The 20,558-nt window shown below is 61.6% G+C and carries 21 protein-coding genes and 1 other RNA gene; 15 read left to right on the forward strand and 7 right to left on the reverse strand.

Annotated elements, in window-relative coordinates; all coding sequences use genetic code 11:
- Positions 1 to 29: 29 nt before the first annotated feature.
- Positions 30 to 638 carry a hypothetical protein gene (locus tag ACMC5O_RS05085; RefSeq protein WP_281389447.1) on the reverse strand — a complete coding sequence of 203 codons (609 nt, stop codon included), beginning with the start codon at positions 636 to 638 and terminating at the stop codon, positions 30 to 32.
- Positions 639 to 858: 220 nt separating this feature from the next.
- Between ACMC5O_RS05085 and ffs the strand changes: the two genes are divergently transcribed.
- The 7 genes from ffs (at position 859) to ACMC5O_RS05120 (ending at position 7,622) form a co-directional block, all read left to right on the forward strand.
- Positions 859 to 956: signal recognition particle sRNA small type (ffs, locus tag ACMC5O_RS05090), an RNA gene on the forward strand.
- A gap of 42 nt (positions 957 to 998) precedes the next feature.
- A complete protein-coding gene (locus tag ACMC5O_RS05095; protein WP_426693361.1) occupies positions 999 to 2,627 on the forward strand; it encodes a DNA polymerase III subunit gamma/tau in 1,629 nt (542 codons plus the stop codon).
- 3 nt (positions 2,628 to 2,630) lie between these two features.
- On the forward strand, positions 2,631 to 2,960 hold the full coding sequence (locus ACMC5O_RS05100) for a YbaB/EbfC family nucleoid-associated protein (protein WP_426693362.1): 330 nt from the start codon (positions 2,631 to 2,633) through the stop codon (positions 2,958 to 2,960).
- A 102-nt stretch (positions 2,961 to 3,062) separates the two neighbouring features.
- Positions 3,063 to 4,667, forward strand: coding sequence for a long-chain fatty acid--CoA ligase (locus ACMC5O_RS05105; protein ID WP_187709650.1), 1,605 nt, complete (start codon positions 3,063 to 3,065; stop codon positions 4,665 to 4,667).
- Between the two features lie 72 nt (positions 4,668 to 4,739).
- Positions 4,740 to 6,419: an energy-dependent translational throttle protein EttA gene (ettA, locus tag ACMC5O_RS05110; protein WP_187709649.1), complete on the forward strand. Its 1,680-nt coding sequence runs from the start codon at positions 4,740 to 4,742 to the stop codon at positions 6,417 to 6,419.
- Positions 6,420 to 6,423: 4 nt separating this feature from the next.
- Positions 6,424 to 7,338 carry a DMT family transporter gene (locus ACMC5O_RS05115; RefSeq protein WP_426693363.1) on the forward strand — a complete coding sequence of 305 codons (915 nt, stop codon included), beginning with the start codon at positions 6,424 to 6,426 and terminating at the stop codon, positions 7,336 to 7,338.
- Positions 7,335 to 7,622: a DUF1905 domain-containing protein gene (locus tag ACMC5O_RS05120; RefSeq protein ID WP_187709648.1), complete on the forward strand. Its 288-nt coding sequence runs from the start codon at positions 7,335 to 7,337 to the stop codon at positions 7,620 to 7,622. Before ACMC5O_RS05115 ends, ACMC5O_RS05120 begins: the two co-directional genes overlap by 4 nt.
- Here ACMC5O_RS05120 and ACMC5O_RS05125 read toward each other — a convergent pair.
- Complete coding sequence (locus ACMC5O_RS05125; RefSeq protein WP_187709647.1) at positions 7,619 to 8,179, reverse strand: PAS domain-containing protein; 561 nt, start codon at positions 8,177 to 8,179, stop codon at positions 7,619 to 7,621. The two genes, ACMC5O_RS05120 and ACMC5O_RS05125, sit on opposite strands and share 4 nt — an antisense overlap.
- Before the next feature lie 128 nt (positions 8,180 to 8,307).
- Entirely contained in the window at positions 8,308 to 9,036 is a 729-nt protein-coding gene (locus tag ACMC5O_RS05130; RefSeq protein ID WP_187709646.1) for an NYN domain-containing protein, read from the reverse strand.
- Positions 9,037 to 9,146: 110 nt separating this feature from the next.
- On the opposite strand from ACMC5O_RS05130, the gene ACMC5O_RS05135 reads away from it, so the two are divergent.
- On the forward strand, positions 9,147 to 9,488 hold the full coding sequence (locus tag ACMC5O_RS05135; protein WP_187709645.1) for a hypothetical protein: 342 nt from the start codon (positions 9,147 to 9,149) through the stop codon (positions 9,486 to 9,488).
- Between the two features lie 9 nt (positions 9,489 to 9,497).
- Here ACMC5O_RS05135 and ACMC5O_RS05140 read toward each other — a convergent pair whose 3' ends face one another.
- Entirely contained in the window at positions 9,498 to 10,133 is a 636-nt protein-coding gene (locus tag ACMC5O_RS05140) for a carbonic anhydrase (RefSeq protein WP_187709644.1), read from the reverse strand.
- Positions 10,134 to 10,198: 65 nt separating this feature from the next.
- Here ACMC5O_RS05140 and lipA point away from each other — a divergent pair, with 65 nt between their 5' ends.
- Both lipA and ACMC5O_RS05150 read left to right on the forward strand, forming a co-directional pair.
- Positions 10,199 to 11,116 carry a lipoyl synthase gene (gene lipA, locus ACMC5O_RS05145; protein WP_187709643.1) on the forward strand — a complete coding sequence of 306 codons (918 nt, stop codon included), beginning with the start codon at positions 10,199 to 10,201 and terminating at the stop codon, positions 11,114 to 11,116.
- Positions 11,116 to 11,577, forward strand: a complete 462-nt coding sequence (locus tag ACMC5O_RS05150) for a type II toxin-antitoxin system RatA family toxin (protein ID WP_187709642.1) — start codon at positions 11,116 to 11,118, stop codon at positions 11,575 to 11,577. The genes lipA and ACMC5O_RS05150 overlap by 1 nt, the downstream gene beginning before the upstream one ends.
- On the opposite strand, the gene ACMC5O_RS05155 is transcribed toward ACMC5O_RS05150, so the two are convergent.
- The gene (locus tag ACMC5O_RS05155) at positions 11,538 to 12,041 is read right to left on the reverse strand and encodes a CinA family protein (protein WP_187709641.1); all 504 of its coding nucleotides are present in this window, start codon (positions 12,039 to 12,041) and stop codon (positions 11,538 to 11,540) included. The two genes, ACMC5O_RS05150 and ACMC5O_RS05155, sit on opposite strands and share 40 nt — an antisense overlap.
- Positions 12,034 to 13,179 (reverse strand): bifunctional 2-C-methyl-D-erythritol 4-phosphate cytidylyltransferase/2-C-methyl-D-erythritol 2,4-cyclodiphosphate synthase, encoded by a 1,146-nt coding sequence (locus tag ACMC5O_RS05160; RefSeq protein WP_187709640.1) that lies wholly within the window; start codon positions 13,177 to 13,179, stop codon positions 12,034 to 12,036. The genes ACMC5O_RS05155 and ACMC5O_RS05160 overlap by 8 nt, the downstream gene beginning before the upstream one ends.
- Before the next feature lie 66 nt (positions 13,180 to 13,245).
- On the opposite strand from ACMC5O_RS05160, the gene dusB reads away from it, so the two are divergent.
- The 5 genes from dusB (at position 13,246) to hflX (ending at position 19,780) form a co-directional block, all read left to right on the forward strand.
- The gene (dusB, locus tag ACMC5O_RS05165; protein WP_426693364.1) at positions 13,246 to 14,244 is read left to right on the forward strand and encodes a tRNA dihydrouridine synthase DusB; all 999 of its coding nucleotides are present in this window, start codon (positions 13,246 to 13,248) and stop codon (positions 14,242 to 14,244) included.
- Positions 14,245 to 14,388: 144 nt separating this feature from the next.
- The gene (locus tag ACMC5O_RS05170; RefSeq protein WP_426693365.1) at positions 14,389 to 16,608 is read left to right on the forward strand and encodes an ATP-binding protein; all 2,220 of its coding nucleotides are present in this window, start codon (positions 14,389 to 14,391) and stop codon (positions 16,606 to 16,608) included.
- Positions 16,598 to 17,977, forward strand: a complete 1,380-nt coding sequence (locus tag ACMC5O_RS05175; protein WP_426693366.1) for a sigma-54-dependent transcriptional regulator — start codon at positions 16,598 to 16,600, stop codon at positions 17,975 to 17,977. Before ACMC5O_RS05170 ends, ACMC5O_RS05175 begins: the two co-directional genes overlap by 11 nt.
- Positions 17,978 to 17,993: 16 nt before the next feature.
- Positions 17,994 to 18,482, forward strand: coding sequence for an RNA chaperone Hfq (hfq, locus tag ACMC5O_RS05180; RefSeq protein WP_426693367.1), 489 nt, complete (start codon positions 17,994 to 17,996; stop codon positions 18,480 to 18,482).
- Positions 18,479 to 19,780 (forward strand): GTPase HflX, encoded by a 1,302-nt coding sequence (hflX, locus tag ACMC5O_RS05185; protein ID WP_187709638.1) that lies wholly within the window; start codon positions 18,479 to 18,481, stop codon positions 19,778 to 19,780. The genes hfq and hflX overlap by 4 nt, the downstream gene beginning before the upstream one ends.
- Here hflX and mazG read toward each other — a convergent pair.
- Positions 19,759 to 20,535 (reverse strand): nucleoside triphosphate pyrophosphohydrolase, encoded by a 777-nt coding sequence (gene mazG / locus ACMC5O_RS05190; RefSeq protein ID WP_187709637.1) that lies wholly within the window; start codon positions 20,533 to 20,535, stop codon positions 19,759 to 19,761. The two genes, hflX and mazG, sit on opposite strands and share 22 nt — an antisense overlap.
- Positions 20,536 to 20,558: the final 23 nt, after the last annotated feature.

The following is a 20,558-nucleotide window of genomic DNA, read 5'->3' on the forward strand; positions in this document are numbered from 1 at the left end:
ATGGATTGAGGGCACGGGTCCCCGAGGACCTAGCTCCTCTCTGGCAGGGGAAGACCGATTCTCGTGTCGGGGGCGTTCTTGGGGCGCTTGACGCGCTTTCCCTCTTTCGGTCGGGACGGCAGAAGCACTTTGAGGTTCTGCATTGAGAGCCGGCCCGAGCGATCGTTGTCGAGCAGTTGAAAGCGATATGAGGCAGCGCGCCTGAATTCGTCCAGCGAAACGAATCGGTCGAAATCCGCATCCGCGCCCGCGACGGGTTCCGGGAGATTGAGTAAGCCGTATCGGGCCGCACCCTGCAGGCCGTCCGGTTGATATCCGTCGATGTCGTTCGCCCATCGCCGGTGCCGTTCGCTTCGTTGCGAATCATCCCCCAACCAAGGCTCTGCAGTGCTCTCCTGGCGCCTGCGCTTCCACTGTGAGCCGGACTGAACCTCCGGTGCGATTTCCGATTCGTAAGTCATGCGTTCCTCGGAATCGATTCTGCCGTCCTGATTGGCGTCGATCCTGGCAAAGAACCGCTCCGCGTCGCTACGCATTTCGTCGGCTGTCAGCATTCCGTCCTGGTTTCGGTCGGCTTGGTGAAACCAGCGTGCAAACGGATCATCATCCGGCGCGTGCGACCGAAACGGCTCTCCCATCGGGCTTATGAACGGCGCCCAGGGATATGCTCTGACAATGATCGGCGCCGTTGGTTCCTCCGCCTGCGTTGCGGAAGCGAGAAATGAAATCAAAGCGAATAGGAACATGCAGGCGCCTCCGGCTCGGCTATCGCGACATCCTGCAGGCTGCGTGAATGGTCGATGAAGGGGCATGATACGCAGCAAACTTGCGCGCCCCCAGGTCTTAACCCATATGCGCCGCGGGAGTCGGGCGGACGAGGCTGTCGCCAACCTGGTCAGATCCGGAAGGAAGCAGCCACAACGATTTCGTCTCGGGTCGTTCCGGCTCCCACCTCCAGCCCTTGGCGCGGACCCCACAGCGCCCCTAAACCACAGCTGATGGACGAATCCGAATCGCCTGGCCTGGGCCTCGACTTGCCCGAAGTGCCTCAGAAGGCTGCCGCCTCTCCGTATCGCGTGCTTGCGCGAAAGTACCGCCCGCAGGATTTCTCCGAGCTAATCGGGCAGGATGCCATGGTGCAAACGCTCGCCAACGCGATCCAGCGCGGCCGCATTGCCCACGCATTCCTGCTCACCGGCGTCCGAGGGGTCGGCAAGACCTCGACCGCGCGTCTCGTGGCCAAAGCGCTCAACTGCATTGGGCCGGACGGGCAAGGCGGTCCGACCATCACGCCTTGCGGCATTTGCGAACAGTGCAAGGCGATCGCGGAAGGACGACATATCGATGTGATCGAAATGGACGCCGCATCACACACGGGTGTGGACGACGTCCGGGAGATCATCGACGCGGTCCGCTATGCCTCGGTCAGCGCGCGCTACAAGATCTATATCATCGACGAAGTCCACATGCTTTCAAAGAGCGCTTTCAACGCGTTGCTGAAGACTCTTGAAGAACCGCCTGAGCATGTGAAATTCCTTTTCGCAACGACCGAAGTGGAAAAGGTTCCGCTCACTGTCCTGTCGCGGACCCAGCGTTTCGACCTCCGGCGGATTCCAGCTGAAAAGCTCGCGGCTCATTTCGCGGAAGTTTCGAAGGCCGAGGGTGTCGAAGTGGACGAGGACGCGCTCAGGATGATTGCACGGGCAGCCGAAGGTTCCGCCCGCGACGGTCTCTCTATCCTCGACCAGGCGATTGCTCACGGCGGCGGTACCGTGACCGCCGAGCAGGTCCGTGACATGCTCGGCCTCGCGGATCGTGGCCGCATTCGTCGATTGCTGGAACATGTGCTTTCCGCAAACGCGGGAGCGACACTCGCCGACCTCGATGAAGCGCATGATCTTGGCATCGATCCGGGCTCGCTGATCCGTGGGTTGATGGAAGAGTTGCATCTGGCGACTCGGACCAAGGCTGGGGCCTCTGCCGAATCTCTTCCAGTCGAGCAGCGCGAATCGGCTGAGCGGCTTGCCGAGCAACTCGGGTGGGGACAGATCCACAGAGTTTGGCAGATGCTCCTGAAGGGTCTCTCCGACGTCCAGGTCGCCCCGGATCCCCGGGAAGCGGCGACGATGGCGCTTCTTCGGCTGATCCACGCGGCCGACTTGCCCGATCCCGCAAGCGTCCTGTCGCGCCTGTCTGGTGAGGCGGGGGCTGTCCCGGTCTCGGCGCCCGCGACGTCGCGGCCAGCCGGGCCGAGAGCCCAGCTTCCCGCTGACTTCCCGGCTCTCATCGCTTCGCTTGAAAGGTCGGGAAGGCATCAGCTTGCCGTGCAGCTTCACGATCAGGTCGGCCTCGTTCGCTTTGCGCCGCCAGAGATTGTTCTGAGGCCGCTGCGTCCGCTTGGCGGCGATTGGCCGCGTGACCTAGCGGCTGCCCTGAAAGATGCTACGGGCGGCAACTGGCAAGTGTCGCTTTCTGACGAGACGGGCGAGCCGTCGCTGCTGGATCAGGAGAAAATCGCCGAGGAGCGCGTTCGCTCCGAAGTGCTGGCCGATCCGGCGGTGCGCGCTGCGTTCGAAGCGTTTCCGGATGCCACGCTTGAATCCTTTGTTTCCACGAAAGGCGCCTGAAACATGCCCGACCTAGACCTCAACAAGCTCATGGAGATGGCGCAGAACGCCCAGAGCGAGCTTCAGAAGGCTACGCAGAACCTCGAAAGCATCGAGGTTGAAGGCATCGCGGGCGGGGGCTTGGTGAAGATTCGTGCGACTGCCAAGGGCACCATCCTCGGCATCGATATCGACGAGAGCCTGCTCCAGCCGTCCGAGAAGGCGATGGTAGAGGATCTGGTCGCCGCTGCCATCAATGACGCCCGCGCCAAGGCTGACCAGGCGGCGAATTCGGAAATGCAGAAGGTAACCAGCGGCCTGCCCCTGCCGCCGGGAATGAAAATGCCCTTTTAAACAGCTGATTTCCGTAGCGAAAACGAACCAGTTGTCGGTTTCGAACTGAAAGTACACACTGCTCCCGCTGCAGTTGGGGAGAGAACGGTGCGGCTTGGGGCGATGCAAGACTGGTCGCTGCGCGTCACGCGGCTGATCGATCATGCCGAACGCGAGCATGGCGACGGGGAGGTTGTGACCGCTTGGGCCGATGGACGGCTGACACGAACGAACTGGCGCAACGTCGCTCGCGACGCGCGGAAAATGGCGCAGGCCCTTGAGCGGCTAGGGATCAACCGAGGTGATCGCGTCGCCACTCTCGCGATGAACCATGAGCACCACTTGATTGCCTGGTACGGCACGACCGGCATGGGTGGGGTGCTTCACACGATCAATCCGCGGCTGTTCGACGACCAGCTGGACTATATCGCGAACCACGCCGAGGACCGCGTCCTGTTTTACGACCGGGTCTTCACGCCGATCGTCGAGCGGATGAAGCCGAAGTGGAAAACGATCGAGCATTACATCTGCTTTGACCCGGAACCAGGCCAGCCGGGTTTCCGTGAATGGATCGATTCCGAAGACGGCAATTACACCTGGATTGATGGCGACGAGCGCGAACCGATCGGCCTTTGCTACACGAGCGGCACCACGGGGAATCCCAAGGGCGTGCTCTACGAGCATCGCTCGACGATGCTTCACACGCTGTCCCAGCTGAGCCCCGACATCATGGGCATTTCGAAGCAGGCGATCGTGCTTCCAATCGTCCCCATGTTCCATGCCAATGCCTGGGGCGTGCCTTGGGCTGCGCCGGCCGCAGGTGCGAAGCTCGTCCTGTCGGCCGACTATCGTCCGGAAAAGATGTGCCAGCTCTTCCGCGATGAAAGGGTCACCCATTCAGCCGGCGTCCCGACCGTCTGGCTGACGATGATCGAACACGTCGAGCGCACAGGAGACACGTTCCCCGATCTTCAGCAGGTCACGATCGGCGGATCCGCTGCTCCAAGAGCGATGATCCGCTGGCTTCGCGAGCGCGGCGTTAGGGTTGGCCATGCCTGGGGAATGACCGAGACGTCGCCGATCGGAACTTGCGGAGCGCCTCCGCAAGGATTCGATGAGATGAGCGACGACGAACAGGTCGAATATATCGCGCGGCAGGGACGAGTGCCTTTCGGCGTCGAGCTTCGTATCGTCGACGACGAGGGCAATGTTCAGCCGCGCGACGGCAAGTCGTCGGGCCGGCTTCAATGCCGCGGACCGTGGGTCATCAAGCGCTACTTCAAAGCCGAGCAGGACGCGACCGACGAAGAGCAATGGTTCGATACCGGCGACGTAGCCGTCCTTCATCCCGACGGTACGATGCAGATCACCGACCGGTCGAAGGACGTGATCAAGTCGGGAGGCGAATGGATCAGCTCGATCGAGCTTGAGAATGCGGCGGTTGGTTGCGGCGGGGTCACAGAGGCGGCTGCTATCGGAATTCCGCACCCGAAATGGGACGAACGGCCGCTCCTATGCGTCGTCCGTGCCAAGGGAAGCAGCATCACCGAGGGTGAGATCCGCGATCATATGAAAAAGCATGTGGCATCGTGGTGGATGCCGGATGCCATCGAGTTCGTGGATGAGCTTCCGCATACGGCGACAGGCAAGCTTTCAAAGCTCCAGCTCCGGCAGCAGTTCAAGGACTATCGCTTCCGGAATGCCGAGGAGATGGTCGGGCGCGACTGACGGGGTGGAAATCCCGCCGTTCATCGCCTAACTCGCGGTCAAATCCCGAACTCGAAGGAAGCTTGCGACCCAATGGCCGCCCAATACGCATTTGTCATGAAGGACATGACCAAGTCCTTCCCCGGCGCCCAGAAGCCGGTGCTGAACCACATAAATCTGCAATTCTATCACGGCGCCAAGATCGGCATCGTCGGGCCCAACGGCGCCGGCAAGTCGACGCTGATGAAAATCATGGCCGGCATCGACAAGGACTTCCAAGGCGAGGCCTGGCCGGGCGAGAACGTCACGGTCGGCTATCTGCCGCAGGAGCCGCAGCTCGATCCGAACAAGAACGTGCTCGAGAACGTCAGGGACGGCGCCCGCGACGTCGCCGATATGGTCGAGCGCTTCAATGCAATTTCGGCCGAAATGGGCGATCCGAAGGACGACACCGACTTCGATGCGCTGATGGAGGAAATGGGCGAACTTCAGGGCAAGATCGACGCGGTCGACGGCTGGACGCTCGACAACCAGCTCGAAGTTGCGATGGAAGCGCTGCGCTGCCCGCCGTCCGACTGGTCGGTCGAAAACCTCTCAGGCGGTGAGAAGCGCCGTATCGCTCTGACAAGGCTCCTGATCCAGAAACCGTCGATCCTGCTGCTCGACGAGCCAACCAACCACCTGGACGCAGAAAGCGTTCAGTGGCTCGAGGCGCACCTCAAGGAATATGCGGGCGCGGTCCTGATGATCACCCACGATCGCTACTTCCTCGACAATGTGGTGAGCTGGATCCTCGAAATCGATCGCGGGAAGTATTTCCCGTACGAGGGTAATTATTCGACCTACCTGGAGAAGAAGGCCAAGCGCCTTGAGCAGGAAGAGCGTGAGGAAACCGGCCGCCAGACGGCAATCCGGCACGAGCTCGAGTGGATCCGCCAGGGCGCCAAGGCCCGCCAGACGAAATCCAAGGCTCGTATCGCCAAGTTCGACCAGCTCGTGGCTGCGCAGGAAAAGCACGTCCCGGGCAAGGCCGAGATCCTCATCCAGGTGCCCGAGCGTCTCGGTGGCAAGGTCATCGAGGTGAAGAACGTCAGCAAGGCGTATGGCGACAAGCTGTTGTTCGAGAATTTGTCGTTCACCTTGCCGCCGGGCGGAATCGTTGGAGTCATCGGTCCGAACGGCGCCGGAAAGTCGACCCTGTTCAAGCTGATCACTGGCCAAGAAAAACCGGACTCAGGTGAGATCGATATCGGGCCCACGGTGCACCTCGGCTACGTCGATCAGAGCCGGGACCACCTCGATAATTCGAAGAACGTCTGGGAGGAGATCTCGGACGGTCTCGACTACATGAAGGTCAACGGCCACGATCAGTCCACTCGCGCCTACGTCGGGGCCTTCAACTTCAAGGGCCAGGACCAGCAGAAGAACGTCGGCAAGCTGTCCGGCGGTGAACGCAACCGCGTCAACATCGCCAAGATGCTGAAGCGCGGTGGCAACGTCCTGCTGCTCGACGAGCCGACCAACGATCTCGACGTCGAGACTCTGGGTGCGCTCGAAGAAGCGATCGAGAACTTCGCCGGCTGCGCCGTGGTCATCAGCCACGACCGCTTCTTCCTCGATCGTCTCGCCACACACATTCTGGCGTTTGAGGGCGACAGCCACGTCGAGTGGTTTGAGGGCAACTTCGAGGCGTACGAAGAGGACAAAGTCCGGCGCCTGGGTGAGGAAGCTACCCGCCCGCACCGGATGAGCTACCGCAAGCTGACCCGGTAATCCGATGCCTGGGGGGACCGCGCATGACCACGATCATGTCGTTAGCGGTATCCTCTGCAGGGTCGGGTCGGGGGTGAGCTTCTCGACCATGGGCGCCTTGCTCAAGCTGGCGTCCATGGAAGGGCTCAACGCGCCGGAGCTCGTCTTTTATCGCTCGCTCTTCAGCTTGCCGGTCGTCCTGTTCTGGGTGCTGAAACGCGAGAGCCTGACATCGTTGAAGCCGAACCGGCCCTTGGCCCATGTCTGGCGAAGTTGCCTCGGGCTGCTCTCGATGGGTCTGACCTTCCAGGCCTTGATCCTGCTCCCGCTCGCTGACGCCACGGCGATCAACTTCACCGCGCCGATCTTTGCCACCATCCTTTCGTTTCTCATCCTGAGAGAGGATGTCGGCCTGCATCGCTGGGGCGCCGTGGTGCTTGGCTTCATCGGAGTGCTGATCGTCGCGCGCCCGGGCGGTTCGAGCCTGCCAATCCTCGGCATCGCGATCGCGCTGGTCGGCGCAGTTGGGCAGGCCGGTGTCACGACCACCCTGCGGCATCTTCAGCGAAGCGAGAATGTTGCGGCGATCGTGTTTTGGTTCGCGATTGCGGGGATAGTCGTGGGCGGGCTTCTCATGCCTTTCTTCGGGCGGCTGCACGGATTGACCGCCTTGGCCCTGGTGGTTGCGGGCGGTCTTGCCGGAGGTGTCGGCCAGCTGCTCATGACGTCATCGCTGCGCGCTCCCGTGTCCGTCGTATCGCCATTCGATTATCTCCAGATCGTCGCGGCCACGATCTACGGCTGGCTGCTGTTCTCCGACGTGCCGAGCCTTCACACGATCCTAGGGGCAGCCCTCATCGCCGGCAGCGGCATTTACACCGCGCTTCGCGAGCATCGCCGGCGATTGAGGGAGGGCCCGACCGCGGTGCCGGCAGTATGATCAAGCTCACCGCGACCCTTTGGATCTGGAGCGGTGAGAGCGCGACCTGGCATTTCATGACCGTGCCGGAGGCAATGGCCGGCGAAATCCGTGCCGAGAGCTTCGCTCGGCGGGGCGGGTTCGGATCAGTCCGTGTCGAAGCGACGGTTGGTGACGTGACGTGGCGCACGTCCGTTTTTCCGCAGAAGAGCGGAGGCTACATCCTGCCCGTGAAAGCGGACGTCCGTCGCCGCGCCGGAATTGCCGCTGGAGACGAAGTCGAGCTGGTCCTCGAGATTCTCTAGCTGTGCTGGAGAGATTGGGCAGACCGGTCATAGCCCGCGGCCATTGAGCGCAGGATCTCACGCGCGGACAGATCTTCGGTCGAGTTGGCGAGCCGCCTACAACGAGCGGCCTGCTCCTTGAGCGTTTCGGCCTGCTCTTCGCTGATATCGATCAGCATATTGATTGCACCCTGGAGATCACCTGCTTTGTCGAATAGAGGTGTGGGGTATGGGCGGAAGGCCACCCGGCTTCCGTTCGGGCGCAGGGCAATCGCGATCTCGGACCTTACCGACCGTCTTTCCCTGATTGCCGTCGCCATGGGGCACTCATCGTGGGGTAGGGATTCGCCTTCCTGCGTGAAAAGTCGCCAGGTTACGCACCATCGATCTTCCCCGAGTTGAGGTTCGCGGCCCGCGAAATCGACGCACGCCTGGTTCCAGTAGGTGACCCAGCCGTCCGCATCTGTGGTGTAGATTGGAATCCGGATCTTATCGAGCTCAGCGCGGTATCCGTCGCCGTCTTCTACAGCGGCAAGCGCGCTGTTGAGCAAAGCCTCTGGTTGGCTCGTTTCCAGCATTCAAAATCCCGGTCTAGCCCACGTCCCTCTTCGGCGAGGGACAACCTTCGCTCGGAAATTATGTTCCTAAGTTGCTTGTGGGAAACGCAGCTTTCGGAATCCTGTGTCAGTCAGGCAACAGTCCGAATCTAGCGGAGCCTCTTCACTAATAAGCTGCCGTCGGTAGCAGTTCGCACGTCGAAATTCGGGACCGAACGAATGAGGTCCGACAAGCGCGTGAACCCGTAGTTGCGCGCCGCGAAGCTCGAGACCGCGGTTGCTCGCTGTCCGAGCTCCGACAGGGAGGCATAGCCGTCGTCGTCGCGCTTCGAAGCTTTGTAGGCTTGTCCAAGCAGATCAATGAGTTCGTCGTCGACCACGCCAGCTGAATCATCCGCTGACTTTCCGGCGGCCTCAACGTCATGCGGCAAGTGCAACGCCGCGACATCGAAGAAGCGGGTGCAGGCCTGGCGGAAGCCCAATGGCGTTTTCGCTGTGCCGAAGCCGTAGACCGGAAGGCCTTCCTCGCGAATACGCTGGGCCAACGGCAGAAAATCGCTGTCGCTGGACATGATCCCAAATCCGTCGACATGGCCGCGATAGAGGAGATCCATCGCATCGATGGTCATGCGCATGTCGGTTGCGCTCTTACCCTTGGCAACGTCGAACTGCTGCATCGGGACGATTGAATGGATGCCGGTGAGATTGCCCCAGCCCTTGAGGCTGGTCTTTGCCCAATTTCCGTAGGCCCGGCGCACGTTTATCGCACCTAGCTCGCCGAGGACGAGCAAGACCTCGTCCAGGTGCTCCGGGCTCGCATTGTCAGCGTCAATGAGCAAAGCGATGTTGTCTTCGCGCTCTTCGAGCCTGTCATTCATGTTCGGAATCCATTCATGTTACCGTACCGTAATAGATCGATGCGGGAACGAAACGCCTGTTCGAGCACTGAACCCGCATTGGGAGAGTAACGGGCTTGGAGGATCAGTCGATGAAGAAGTTTGCAATAACTGCCGCCCTTGCCGCGAGTTTCGCTGTGAGTGCGTGCGCTACCAATCCGTACGGATACAATGACCCGTACTACAACGGCCAGAGCAACGATCAGGCTCGCCGTGCCGCAACCGGCGCCGCAGCCGGCGCGGTTGCCGGCGGCGTCCTGGGCGCTGTCGTTCCGGGCGTGAGCACGGTCGAAGGTGCTGTCGCTGGCGCTGTCCTCGGCGGTGTTCTCGGCGCTGTCGTCAATGGCCGTCAGTATTACCGCGATACCCGCGGCTACTGCTACTACGTCGACCAGTACGGTCGTCCGGTCTACGACTACAACACTCGCTGCTAGGCGAACGTGTCAGGCGGGGCGGAAAACACCTTCCGCCTCGTCAAGCACGTAAAGTTTTCCATCGTTGATGGAGAAGTGACAGCCGTGAAGCGCGAGCTTCGCGGCTGTTTCGCGTTCCGCGATCCATGGGAACGTACGAAGGTTGGCGAGGGACACCTGAACCGCCCTCAGCTCCATCTCTAGAAACGCCTTAGGGTCGAGATGAGAGTGCTCGGCCGTCACGGCATCCCGGGCCCCATCCAGCATCCTCACCCAATTGGCGATGAATCGGCCAGCGCCGTGTTCGGCCTCGTCGAACTGGCCGGTCAAAGCCGCGGCACAACCTCCGCATGAACCGTGGCCCATGACGACGATCTCTTCCACTTCCAGCTGGGTCACCGCAAATTCCAACGCCGCCGAAACGCCGTGGTGGCCGGGCGTCGTCTCATATGGTGGGGCGAGAGCGGCGATGTTGCGCACCACAAACATTTCGCCGGGCCGTGCGTCGAAAATGATCGCAGGCTCGACGCGACTGTCGGAACAGGCGATGACCATCACCTTCGGGCTCTGACCGTCGGCTAATTCGTTCCAGCGTTCCCGTTCGTCTTGCCATTCGTTCGTGCGGAAGCGTCGATATCCGTCGACCATGTCGGTGAAGCGCGTCATACGTGCCCGCTAGCGTCACGAGGGCAGGGGTGGCAAGCGGCTCAGCCAGTCGCTATCTGGCCCGCATGACCGAGCCCGCACAGGTAATTCGTCAACGCAAGCCGGACTGGATCCGGGTAAAGGCGCCGACCAGCCCAGGGTATCATTCGACGCGCCGATTGATGCGCGACCTTGGACTAGCGACGGTTTGTGAAGAAGCCGCTTGCCCGAACATCGGCGAATGCTGGACCAAGAAACACGCGACCGTGATGATCCTTGGCGACACTTGCACGCGAGCCTGCGCCTTCTGCAACGTGAAGACGGGGATGCCGCGCGCGGTCGATCCGCTTGAGCCTGAGCATGTGGCGATCGCGGCCGCCGAGCTTGGTTTGGAGCATATTGTCGTGACCTCGGTCGACCGCGACGATTTGCCGGACGGCGGCGCGTCGCAGTTCGTGAAGGTGATCGAAGCTCTTCGCAAACAGACGCCGAACACGACCATCGAGATCCTGACGCCCGACTTCCGGAACAAGAGCGAAGCCGCGGTCGATGCGATCGTCGAAGCCGGTCCGGACGTTTACAATCACAATCTGGAGACGGTACCGAGGCTCTATCCGACGATCCGCCCGGGTGCTCGATATTATGCGTCGCTGCGGCTCTTGGAGAGCGTCAAACGGAAGGCGCCGCATATCTTCACCAAATCGGGCGTGATGGTCGGCCTAGGCGAGCAACGCCTTGAGGTGCACCAGGTCATGGACGATATGCGCTCCGCCGGCGTCGATTTTCTGACCATGGGCCAATACCTGCAGCCTACTCCGAGGCATGCGAAAGTGGAGGAATTCGTCCCTCCTCAGGCTTTCGACGCCTATGCGGCGATCGCTCGTGCAAAGGGTTTCCTGCTCGTCGCAGCATCGCCGCTGACGCGGTCGAGCTATCACGCCGGCGACGACTTCAAGAAGATGCAGGCGAACCGTAACGCGCAACTGGAGCGGGCGAACGGCTGATGCCGCGTCACAGCGAGACGAAGCATCTTCCATACTCACCCGAGCAGTTGTTCGAACTCGTTGCGGACGTTGCCCGGTATGACGAATTTCTGCCCTGGGTCGTCGCTGTTCGCGTGCGCTCATCGAGCCCAAGGGAAACAGTCGCCGACCTCGTCGTGGGCTTCAATGCCTTCAAGGAGCGCTTCACCAGCCGCGTGGTTAAGGAGCGGCCCGGCCGAATTTGCGTCGATTATGTCGAAGGCCCGCTCAAGTATCTTCACAACGAGTGGAAATTCGAGCCTGCGGACGACGGCGGCACGAACCTCTGCTTTTCGGTGGATTTCGCCTTTCGGTCACGCATCTTCGAAGCGCTTGCGGGTCAGATGTTCGACAGGGCTCTTCGGCGGATGACGCGTGCCTTCGAGGAGCGCGCTGCCGTCCTTTACGGCATCAACAATTCGAGCGCGCAAAGCGCAGCCTGAAATCGGACGCCGGCCCGGTTTGGCTCGTCGAAGAACTTCTGGTCCGCGACGATCTGAGACGGGTCCTTTCCGCGCTCCGCCTTGGCGAAGACGACAGTGCCTACCGGCTTGCTCGGCGAGCCGCCGCCGGGGCCGGCAACGCCAGTGATAGCAACCGCAGTATCCGCCTCCGAGGCTTGGAGCGCACCTCGAGCCATTGCCCAGGCGGTCGCAATGCTGACAGCGCCGAACGTCTCGACGACTTCCTGGCTGACGTGAAGGTCGGCGATTTTGGCGGCGTTCGAATAGGTGACGTAGCCAGCCTCGAATACGTCTGATGAACCCGCGATCTCGGTGATGGCGGCGCTCACCAAACCGCCCGTGCAGCTTTCTGCCACGGCAATGCGCTTCCCGGCGGCGCGATTGGCGTCGACCACCTGCTGCGCTTTTTCGACAAGTTCTTTGGGGAGCAGGGCGTCAGGCATTGCGCATCATCCGTATGCTGGCAACGGCCTGTGCCGCAATGCCTTCGCGGCGGCCAGTGAAGCCCATGCCCTCGGTCGTCGTCGCCTTGATGCTCACCTGATTCTCACCAAGCTCCAGGATCTCCGCGACCCTCGTTCTGATCGCAGAACGATGTGGGCCGACTTTCGGCTCCTCGGCGATGATCGTAACGTCAACATGATCGATGATGCCACCGCGCTCGCGGATCATGCCAGCAGCGTGCTTAAGGAACAGGTCCGACGATGCGCCTTTCCATTGGGGGTCGGAGGGCGGAAAGTGCTGGCCAATGTCTCCAAGCCCTGCGCAGCCGAAAAGGGCGTCGGTGATCGCGTGCAAGGCGACGTCGGCATCACTATGCCCGGCGAGGCCGCGTCCGTGCGGGATGGCGATTCCGCCGAGCATGATTGGTCCTTCACCTTCGAAGGCGTGGACGTCGAAACCCAGGCCGGTCCTTGAAACGAAACGCGATGACAGGATCGCTTCGGCACGGGACCAATCCGCCGGTGTGGTCAGCTTCTCAAGCATTGGATCGCCTTCCACCGTCGCCACCTTCAATCCAGCCGCCAGCATCACCGTAGATTCATCGGTTGCGGAATTACGACCCGCTTCCTCATAGGCGTAGATCAAGTCTTCCACATGAAATGCCTGCGGGGTCTGCACGCGAAAGAGTTGTTTGCGATCGACTGGCTCATCGAGGACGCCACCGGAGCCCTTCCCGAGCGTGTCGGCCACTGCAACAACCGGAACCGCCCCGTCGCAGCCTTCCAGGGCGCCAAGCAGGCGGTCGATGACGTCAGTTGGACAAAAGGGCCGAGCCGCATCGTGGACGAGCACCGTACCTTCGGCGATCGCCATGAGGCCGTTGAGAACGCTGTCCGACCGTTCCACGCCACCCTCAATTAGTTCGCCAACCGGCAGGCCGCTAAGCGCCGCCTCGGCAAGATCGCGCTGGCCTGCTCCGATCACCACGCGAACCTGGTTGATCAAAGGGTGGCGAACCATCGCCTCGACTGCCCAGCGCAGCACAGGCTTTCCGCCGATCGGACGGAACTGTTTCGGCACGTCTCCGCCAAGGCGCTCGCCCTTGCCGGCGGCCACGATGAGAGCGGTAACGGTCATGCGGCGGGCGCCTTACGGCGGCTTGCCTTGTCCGCCAAGGGCCGTTCCCCTAAATGCGCCGAACTCATGACCGAGCTGAAGCCCATATCGATCGGCCCCGTCCAGATCGCGTCGCCAGTGATTCTGGCGCCGATGACTGGCGTCACCGACCTCCCGTTCCGGAAGGTCGTGAAGCGCTATGGCGCCGGTCTGACCGTCAGCGAGATGATCGCCAGCCAGGCGATGATCCGTGAGACGCGTCAGTCGCTGCAAAAGGCTCTGTGGGACCCCGCGGAGGAGCCGGTATCGGTCCAGCTCGCGGGGTGCGAGCCTGACGTCATGGCTGAGGCCGCGAGGCTGAACGAGCAGCGCGGTGCCGCGATCATCGACATCAATATGGGCTGTCCGGTCAGGAAGGTCGTAAACGGCGATGCCGGCTCGGCCTTGATGCGCGACCTGCCGCTCGCTGCTGCGCTCATAGAAGCTACGGTGAAGGCCGTGCAGGTGCCTGTCACGCTGAAGATGCGCATGGGTTGGGATCATTCGAGCCTTAACGCGCCCGAGCTCGCCCGCATCGCCGAGGACCTGGGCATCAAATTGATCACCGTCCACGGACGCACGCGTTGCCAGCTGTACAAGGGCACCGCCGACTGGGCGTTCATCCGCAGCGTGAAGGATGCCGTTTCGCTCCCGGTCATCGTCAACGGCGACATTTGCTCGATCGAAGATGCGCGAGAGGCGCTTCGTCAGTCGGGTGCCGACGGTGTCATGATCGGCCGAGGCGCCTACGGAAAGCCGTGGCTGCTGGGCCAGGCGATGGCCGAGCTGGGCGGAGGAGGGGGCAAGCCCGATCCGGAGCTGGATGAGCAACTTTCGACCATGCTCGAGCAGTACGAAGACATGCTCTCGCTCTACGGCACGCACACGGGAGTGAACCTCGCCCGCAAGCATATCGGCTGGTATACCAAGGGGCTTCCGGGGTCGGCCGAGCTTCGAAACAAGATCAACCAGCAGGACGACCCGCGGGTAGTCATTGAAATGCTTCGGGAATTCTATTCGCCCTGGTTGTCCCGGGCCGCAGCCTGAAAAAGCGGCAAATAGGCTTCAGTAGCTGTGTTTTTTGTGCAACTGCCGTGCTAGGCCGCCCCCGTGGACGCGCCTGCATCCGAATCGAATCTGACCAGGTCTGACTTCGCCGCTTGGCTCGCTCGCAATCGAGCGAACGGCCGAGTGACCCGTTACGCGACCTGGGGTGTTGCGGCCGTCCTGGTCGTGACGGTGGCGTTCAGTGTCTGGGCTTTGACGCGTAGCTCGGTGCCGGGGTCGCTGCTTTCACCGCCCCTGATAGCGCTCCTGCTGGTGGCAAACCTCATCCCCGCTATCGCCCTGATGGTCCTTTACTCTCGCCGGGTCGCTCGGCGTCGCGCGAAGAGGGAGGGGCTGGGAAGCGGAAAGCTTCATGCCCGGCTGGTGACCCTATTCTCAGTGCTCGCCGCCGTTCCGACCGTATTTGTGGCGATTTTCGCTTCACTGCTTTTTCAAAGTGGCTTGGAGTTTTGGTTCTCGGATCGGGCTCGGTCGATGCTCGAGAACACGGTCCAGGTCGCACATGCCACTTATCGATATGAACTGGGCCGAGTGGGCGCTGAGGCGACTGCGATGTCCGGAAACGTCGGCGATATTCTGGAACAGATCACCCTCGACGACCCTCGTTTTCAGCAAGCGTTGGCTCAGCAAGTCTATCTCCGTTCGCTGAACCAGGCGGCGCTTCTTGAAATCAGGCAAAACGGGCAGGTTCAGTCGCTGGCTGTCGTAAATGGCTACGACGGGATGATCGACGAGAAGCGGATCAATAGCGCCGTCCGGAAACTCAAGGGCACGCCGCCAGACACGGTGGTCGATGCAGACACTCCCGACCGAATTTCTGTGCTCACGCGCCTATCATACGGGCCTAACAGCTATCTCTATGTCGCACGCGACGTTGACCCGGAGATCGCGCTTCAGGTCGGTCGAGCGAATGAAGTGCTTGATGATTATCAGGCCCTTCTCGCTCGTTCTCGAACGAACCAGCTTCGTTTCAACGGCGCTCTGCTGGTCGTCGCCTTGGTCATCGTGGGACTGGCGATATCTGCGGCCCTGAAGCTCGCGGACCGGCTCGTTCGACCGGTGGGTCAGTTGGTCACTGCTGCAGGGCGCATTGAAGAGGGCGATTTCTCAACGCGCGTCCCGGTCGCGAAGACTGAGGACGAGATCCAGACGCTGGCCAGCGCTTTCAACCGCATGTCCGGGCGCTTGGAAGAGCAGACGGGCGCCTTGATGTCCGCGAACGCTCAGCTCGACGCTCGGCGGGCGTTTACCGAGGCCGTGCTTTCCAGCGTGACCGCCGGTGTCGTCGCCCTGGATGCACACAATCGAATTCTGCTGATCAATCGTTCGGCCGAGAGCCTGTTGCAACATGAGCAGGAGGGGCTGGAAGGCGTTCCGCTGGCCGATGTTTCGCCGGAGTTGGGCGAGTTCATGGCGGGTGAGCAGCGTGAGGCCGATGTGCTTGTGGAGTCCAAGTCCGGCGAGCGCACGCTGGCGGTAAAGCGTGTGCGTTATCAGCAGGGTGCGGTCATTACCTTCGACGATATCACAGATCAGCTTTCGGACCAGCGCCGCGCCGCCTGGTCGGATATCGCCCGCCGCATCGCGCACGAGATCAAGAACCCGCTGACCCCGATCCAGCTTGCCGCCGAGCGCCTGCAACGGCGCTTCGGCAAGGAGATCGCCTCGGACAGCGAGACGTTCGAGCGGCTGACCGGAACGATTGTAAGGCAGGTCGGCGATCTTCGGCGGATGGTCGACGAATTCTCGAACTTCGCACGAATGCCGAAGCCGGTGTTCCGGCGCGAAAATGTGCATGAAATCGCGCGTCAGTCGCTGTTCCTGCACGAAGTCGCCCATCCGGGAATCAGTTTCGCGCTCCAGCCGCCGCAGGGCGACTTCGAGATGGTTTGTGATCGCCGACAGCTGGGCCAGGCGCTTAGCAATGTCGTGAAGAATGCGGTCGAAGCGATCGAGGCTCGGCGGAGCAGGGGCGAACACAACCTTGCCGGCGATCGCGTCGATTTGAAGCTGCATAAGGTCGGCGGGCAGCTGATTTTCGACCTCACAGATACGGGAGTGGGGCTACCTGAAGAGCGCGAGCGACTGACTGAGCCGTACATGACCACCCGAGTGCGCGGGACCGGCCTGGGCCTCGCGATCGTCAAGAAGATTGTCGAGGAGCATCACGGCGAGATTGCCTTCCTTGATCGACCGGGCGGTGGCACGCACGTGCGAATTGCTTTCGATGCGGAGCAGCTTGCTACGCTTGAATCGGAAGCACCAGCGGACTCTTCCGCGGAAAACTCACCTGTAGGGGGTCAACAGGGGGACAGCGATAATGGAGTAATTGATGGCGCTTGAAGTGCTCGTAGTCGACGATGAGGCCGATATCCGGGACCTGGTAAGCGGGGTGCTGGAAGACGAGGGCTATTCGGTGCGCTCTGCCGCCGACAGTTCCGCCGCGCTCGACGCAATCGAAGAGCGCAGGCCTTCGCTCGTGCTTCTCGACGTCTGGCTTCAGGGTTCTCGCATGGACGGTCTGCAGATTCTTCAGGAGGTAAAGCGCCGCGACCCGAATCTGCCCGTGTTGATGATCTCCGGCCATGGCAATCTGGACACGGCCGTCGCCGCCATTCGTGAAGGAGCGATCGACTTCATCGAGAAGCCCTTCGAGGCCGAGCGGCTCGTCCATCTGGTTGCGCGAGCTACGGAAACCGACCGGTTACGGCGCGAAAACGAAAATCTCCGCCAGCAGGTGGGGCAGGACGACCAGCTTCATGGCACTTCAGTCGCAATCAACAATGTCAGGGCAACGCTGAAGCGCGTTGCCCCGACTGGAAGCCGCGTCCTCATCACCGGCCCCGCAGGCGTGGGGAAGGAGATTGCGGCGCGGATGATCCATCAGTGGAGCCCGCGCGCGAAGGCGCCTTTTATCGTGGTGTCTTCAGCGATGATGAGCCCGGACAGGGTCGAGGAGGAGCTTTTCGGCAGCGAGGTGGACGGTGTCGCGCGGCCTGGCCTTCTCGAGCAGGCTCATGGCGGGACCCTGTTCCTCGACGAGATCGCCGATATGCCGCTCACCACGCAGGGCAAGATCCTGCGGGTGCTGACGGATCAGAGTTACCACCGGATCGGAGGCCAGCGGCCGATCAAGGTCGACGTCCGGGTTCTCTCGGCGACCTCGCGAAACCTGGCCGACGAGATCACCGATGGCCGCTTCCGCGAGGATCTGTATTACCGGCTCAATGTCGTTCCCGTTCGCATTCCCCCGCTGCGCGAACGCCGTGAAGACATTCCCGAGCTTGCGAACCACTTCCTGACCCGCTTCGCCGCGGAGCGTCGCATTACCCCGCCAAGCTTTTCCGAAGAGGCCATCGCGGCGCTGCAAGCCCACGACTGGCCGGGCAACGTCCGCCAGCTTCGTAACATCATCGAGCGGACAGTGATCCTGGCGCCTGGCGACGTTTCGTGCATCGACGTCGATCTCCTGCCGTCGGAGGTGCTCGACAACCAGGGGGCGGCGGGTCTTTCGAGCGCGACGCTCACGATCATGGGCAGCCCGCTTCGCGAAGCGCGTGAGTCTTTCGAACGCGAATATCTTAAGATCCAAATCCGCCGCTTCTCCGGCAACATCTCCCGCACCGCATCGTTCATCGGAATGGAGCGATCGGCGCTTCACAGAAAACTCAAGGCGCTGGGCATTGCAGACAAGCGCGACGGAGAGGATTGAGCTCGGGCGATCGCAAATGCCGGACAAGCCCCTCAGCCTCCAGGATCAGTTTTTGAACAGCGTCCGGCGATCCAAATCGCCGGCGGTCGTCTTTCTTGTCAAAGGTGTGAAGCTTCAGGGCGTAATCACCTGGTTTGATGCCTTTTCTATCCTTCTGCGGCGCGACATGTCTTCGCAGCTTGTCTACAAGCACGCGATTTCGACGATCATGCCGCAACGCACTCCGACGGACCTGCCGAAGGGGTTTCTTGAGCCGCAAGGAGGCCGGGGGAGCCTGCAGGACATCTTTCTTGCTGCCGCCGCCCGCGAGAAGGCGCCAATGACCCTGTTTCTCGTCAATGGCGTCATGCTGCAGGGTCATGTGGCCGGTTTCGACCAGTTTTCCATGTTGCTCGAACGCGATGGACAATTGCAGTTGGTATACAAGCACGCGGTTTCGACCCTGCAACCGCCGCACGCGCTGGATCTTGGCGATCAGGGCGCGACGGAAGAGCCGAACGCGTGACCTTCTACGACCCCGTCAACGATGTTGCCCGCGGCGAACGAGCGGTCGTCGTCGTGCCGGAGCGCGTTGGCGAGGGATCCCGCCGCTCAACGGAAGCGCGGCTGGACGAAGCGGAAGGGCTGGCCGGTGCGATTGGCGTCGACGTGGTCGCTCGCAAGGCGTTTCGCCTCCGGCAAGTTCGTCCGGCAACTTTGCTCGGCAAGGGGCAGGTGGAGGAAATCGCGGAACTTGCCAGTGAAAGCGACGCAAAGCTTCTAATCGTCGATGCGGCGCTGTCGCCGGTTCAGCAAAAATCACTCGAAGAGCAGGTCGGTACAAAGGTGATCGATCGCACGAGCCTCATCCTCGAAATCTTTGGGGAAAGGGCGGCCACTGCGGAGGGACGGCTTCAGGTCGAACTTGCCCATCTCGATTATCAGGCGGGCCGCCTAGTGCGAACGTGGACCCACCTCGAGCGGCAGCGCGGTGGTTTCGGTTTCCTCGGCGGCCCGGGTGAAACACAGATCGAGGCCGACCGTCGGCTGATCCGCGACCGCATGGCGCGTATTCGGCGCGAGCTGGAGCAGGTCAAGCGAACCCGCGCTTTGCATCGCGGCCGTCGTCAGCGCGCACCATGGCCCGTCATTGCGCTTGTTGGATACACGAACGCCGGGAAATCCACCCTTTTCAACATGATGACCGGTGACGGCGTGCTTGCCGAAGACATGCTCTTCGCGACGCTCGATCCAACGATGCGGAACGTGAAAATCCCGGGCTTCGACAAGGCCATATTGTCTGACACGGTCGGCTTCGTTTCCGACCTTCCGACCGAGCTGATCGCTGCCTTCAGGGCCACGCTGGAAGAGGTCGCGTCGGCCGACCTGCTAATCCACGTGCGTGACATGGCGCACCCGGACCACGAAGCGCAGGCAGAGGACGTCGAAGACGTGCTGTCTTCGCTTGGCATCGGGGAAGGGGAGGGTCCGGCCCGGATAGAGGCCTGGAACAAGGTGGATCTCCTGGACGAGACCGACCGGCGGGCGCTCTTGGCCGAAGCCGAGCGGCGAGCAGATGTCGTTCCAATTTCAGCGCTTAGCGGATGGGGCGTCGACCACATTAGAGAAAGGATTGCCGAAGCCTTGCAGCAGGACACGCAGGTCCATGTGATCCGGCTGAGCTCCAGCGAAGGAAGCCGGCTCGCCTGGCTGCACTCGCGTGGAGAAGTCCTCGAACAACGCGTTGACGGCGATGAGATCGAGCTTTCTGTTCGACTTTCGCCTGAGAATTGGGCGCGTTTTCAGGCGAGCGAGTCCGCCTGATCAGCCTTCGCGCGCCTCCAAAGCTCTTCCATTTCACCCAGCGTCATATCGGAAAAGCCGGGTTCCTGCTCGATAGCCCGAAAGCGCCGCTCGAACTTCCGATTGGCCTCACGGAGAGCAGCTTCCGGCTCAATGTTAAGCTTCCGTGCGAGGTTAACGACTGCGAAGAGGAGGTCTCCCATCTCCTCAAGCATGCCCTGATGCTCGGTTTCGAGCTCCAGCTCTTCCAGTTCCTCATCGATCTTCGCACGAGGCCCTGACGCATCGGGCCAATCGAAACCGGTCCGCGCAGCGCGTCGCTGGAGCTTTGCCGCTCGTTCCAGCGCCGGGAGAGCCAGAGCAACACCCGCGAGGGCGCTCTTGTCTTCGCTTGCCGAGCGTTCTTCGGCCTTGATGATCTCCCACAGGTGATGGCCGCCGTTCTCAGCGTCGCCGAAGATGTGCGGATGCCGGCGCTCCATCTTGTCGCATATGCCGTTGATGACGTCGTCGAGCGCGAAATGGCCGGCTTCCTCAGCCATTTGTGCATGGAAGACGACCTGGAGCTGGAGGTCGCCGAGCTCGTCGACCAGCGCGCCCATATCATTGCGAGCAATTGCGTCTGCAACTTCATAGGCTTCTTCGATCGTGTACGGCGCGATCGTTGCGAATGTCTGCACGCTGTCCCATTCGCAGCCGGTCGAGGGGTCGCGAAGCCGCTTCATGATTGAAACGAGCCGATCGAGGCTAAAGGACGTCCCCACGGCGATTTCCATTTCTACCTCGTAAGTATGATAAT

This window comes from Sphingomonas sediminicola, assembly GCF_049991885.1.
Lineage (GTDB): Bacteria > Pseudomonadota > Alphaproteobacteria > Sphingomonadales > Sphingomonadaceae > Sphingomicrobium > Sphingomicrobium sediminicola.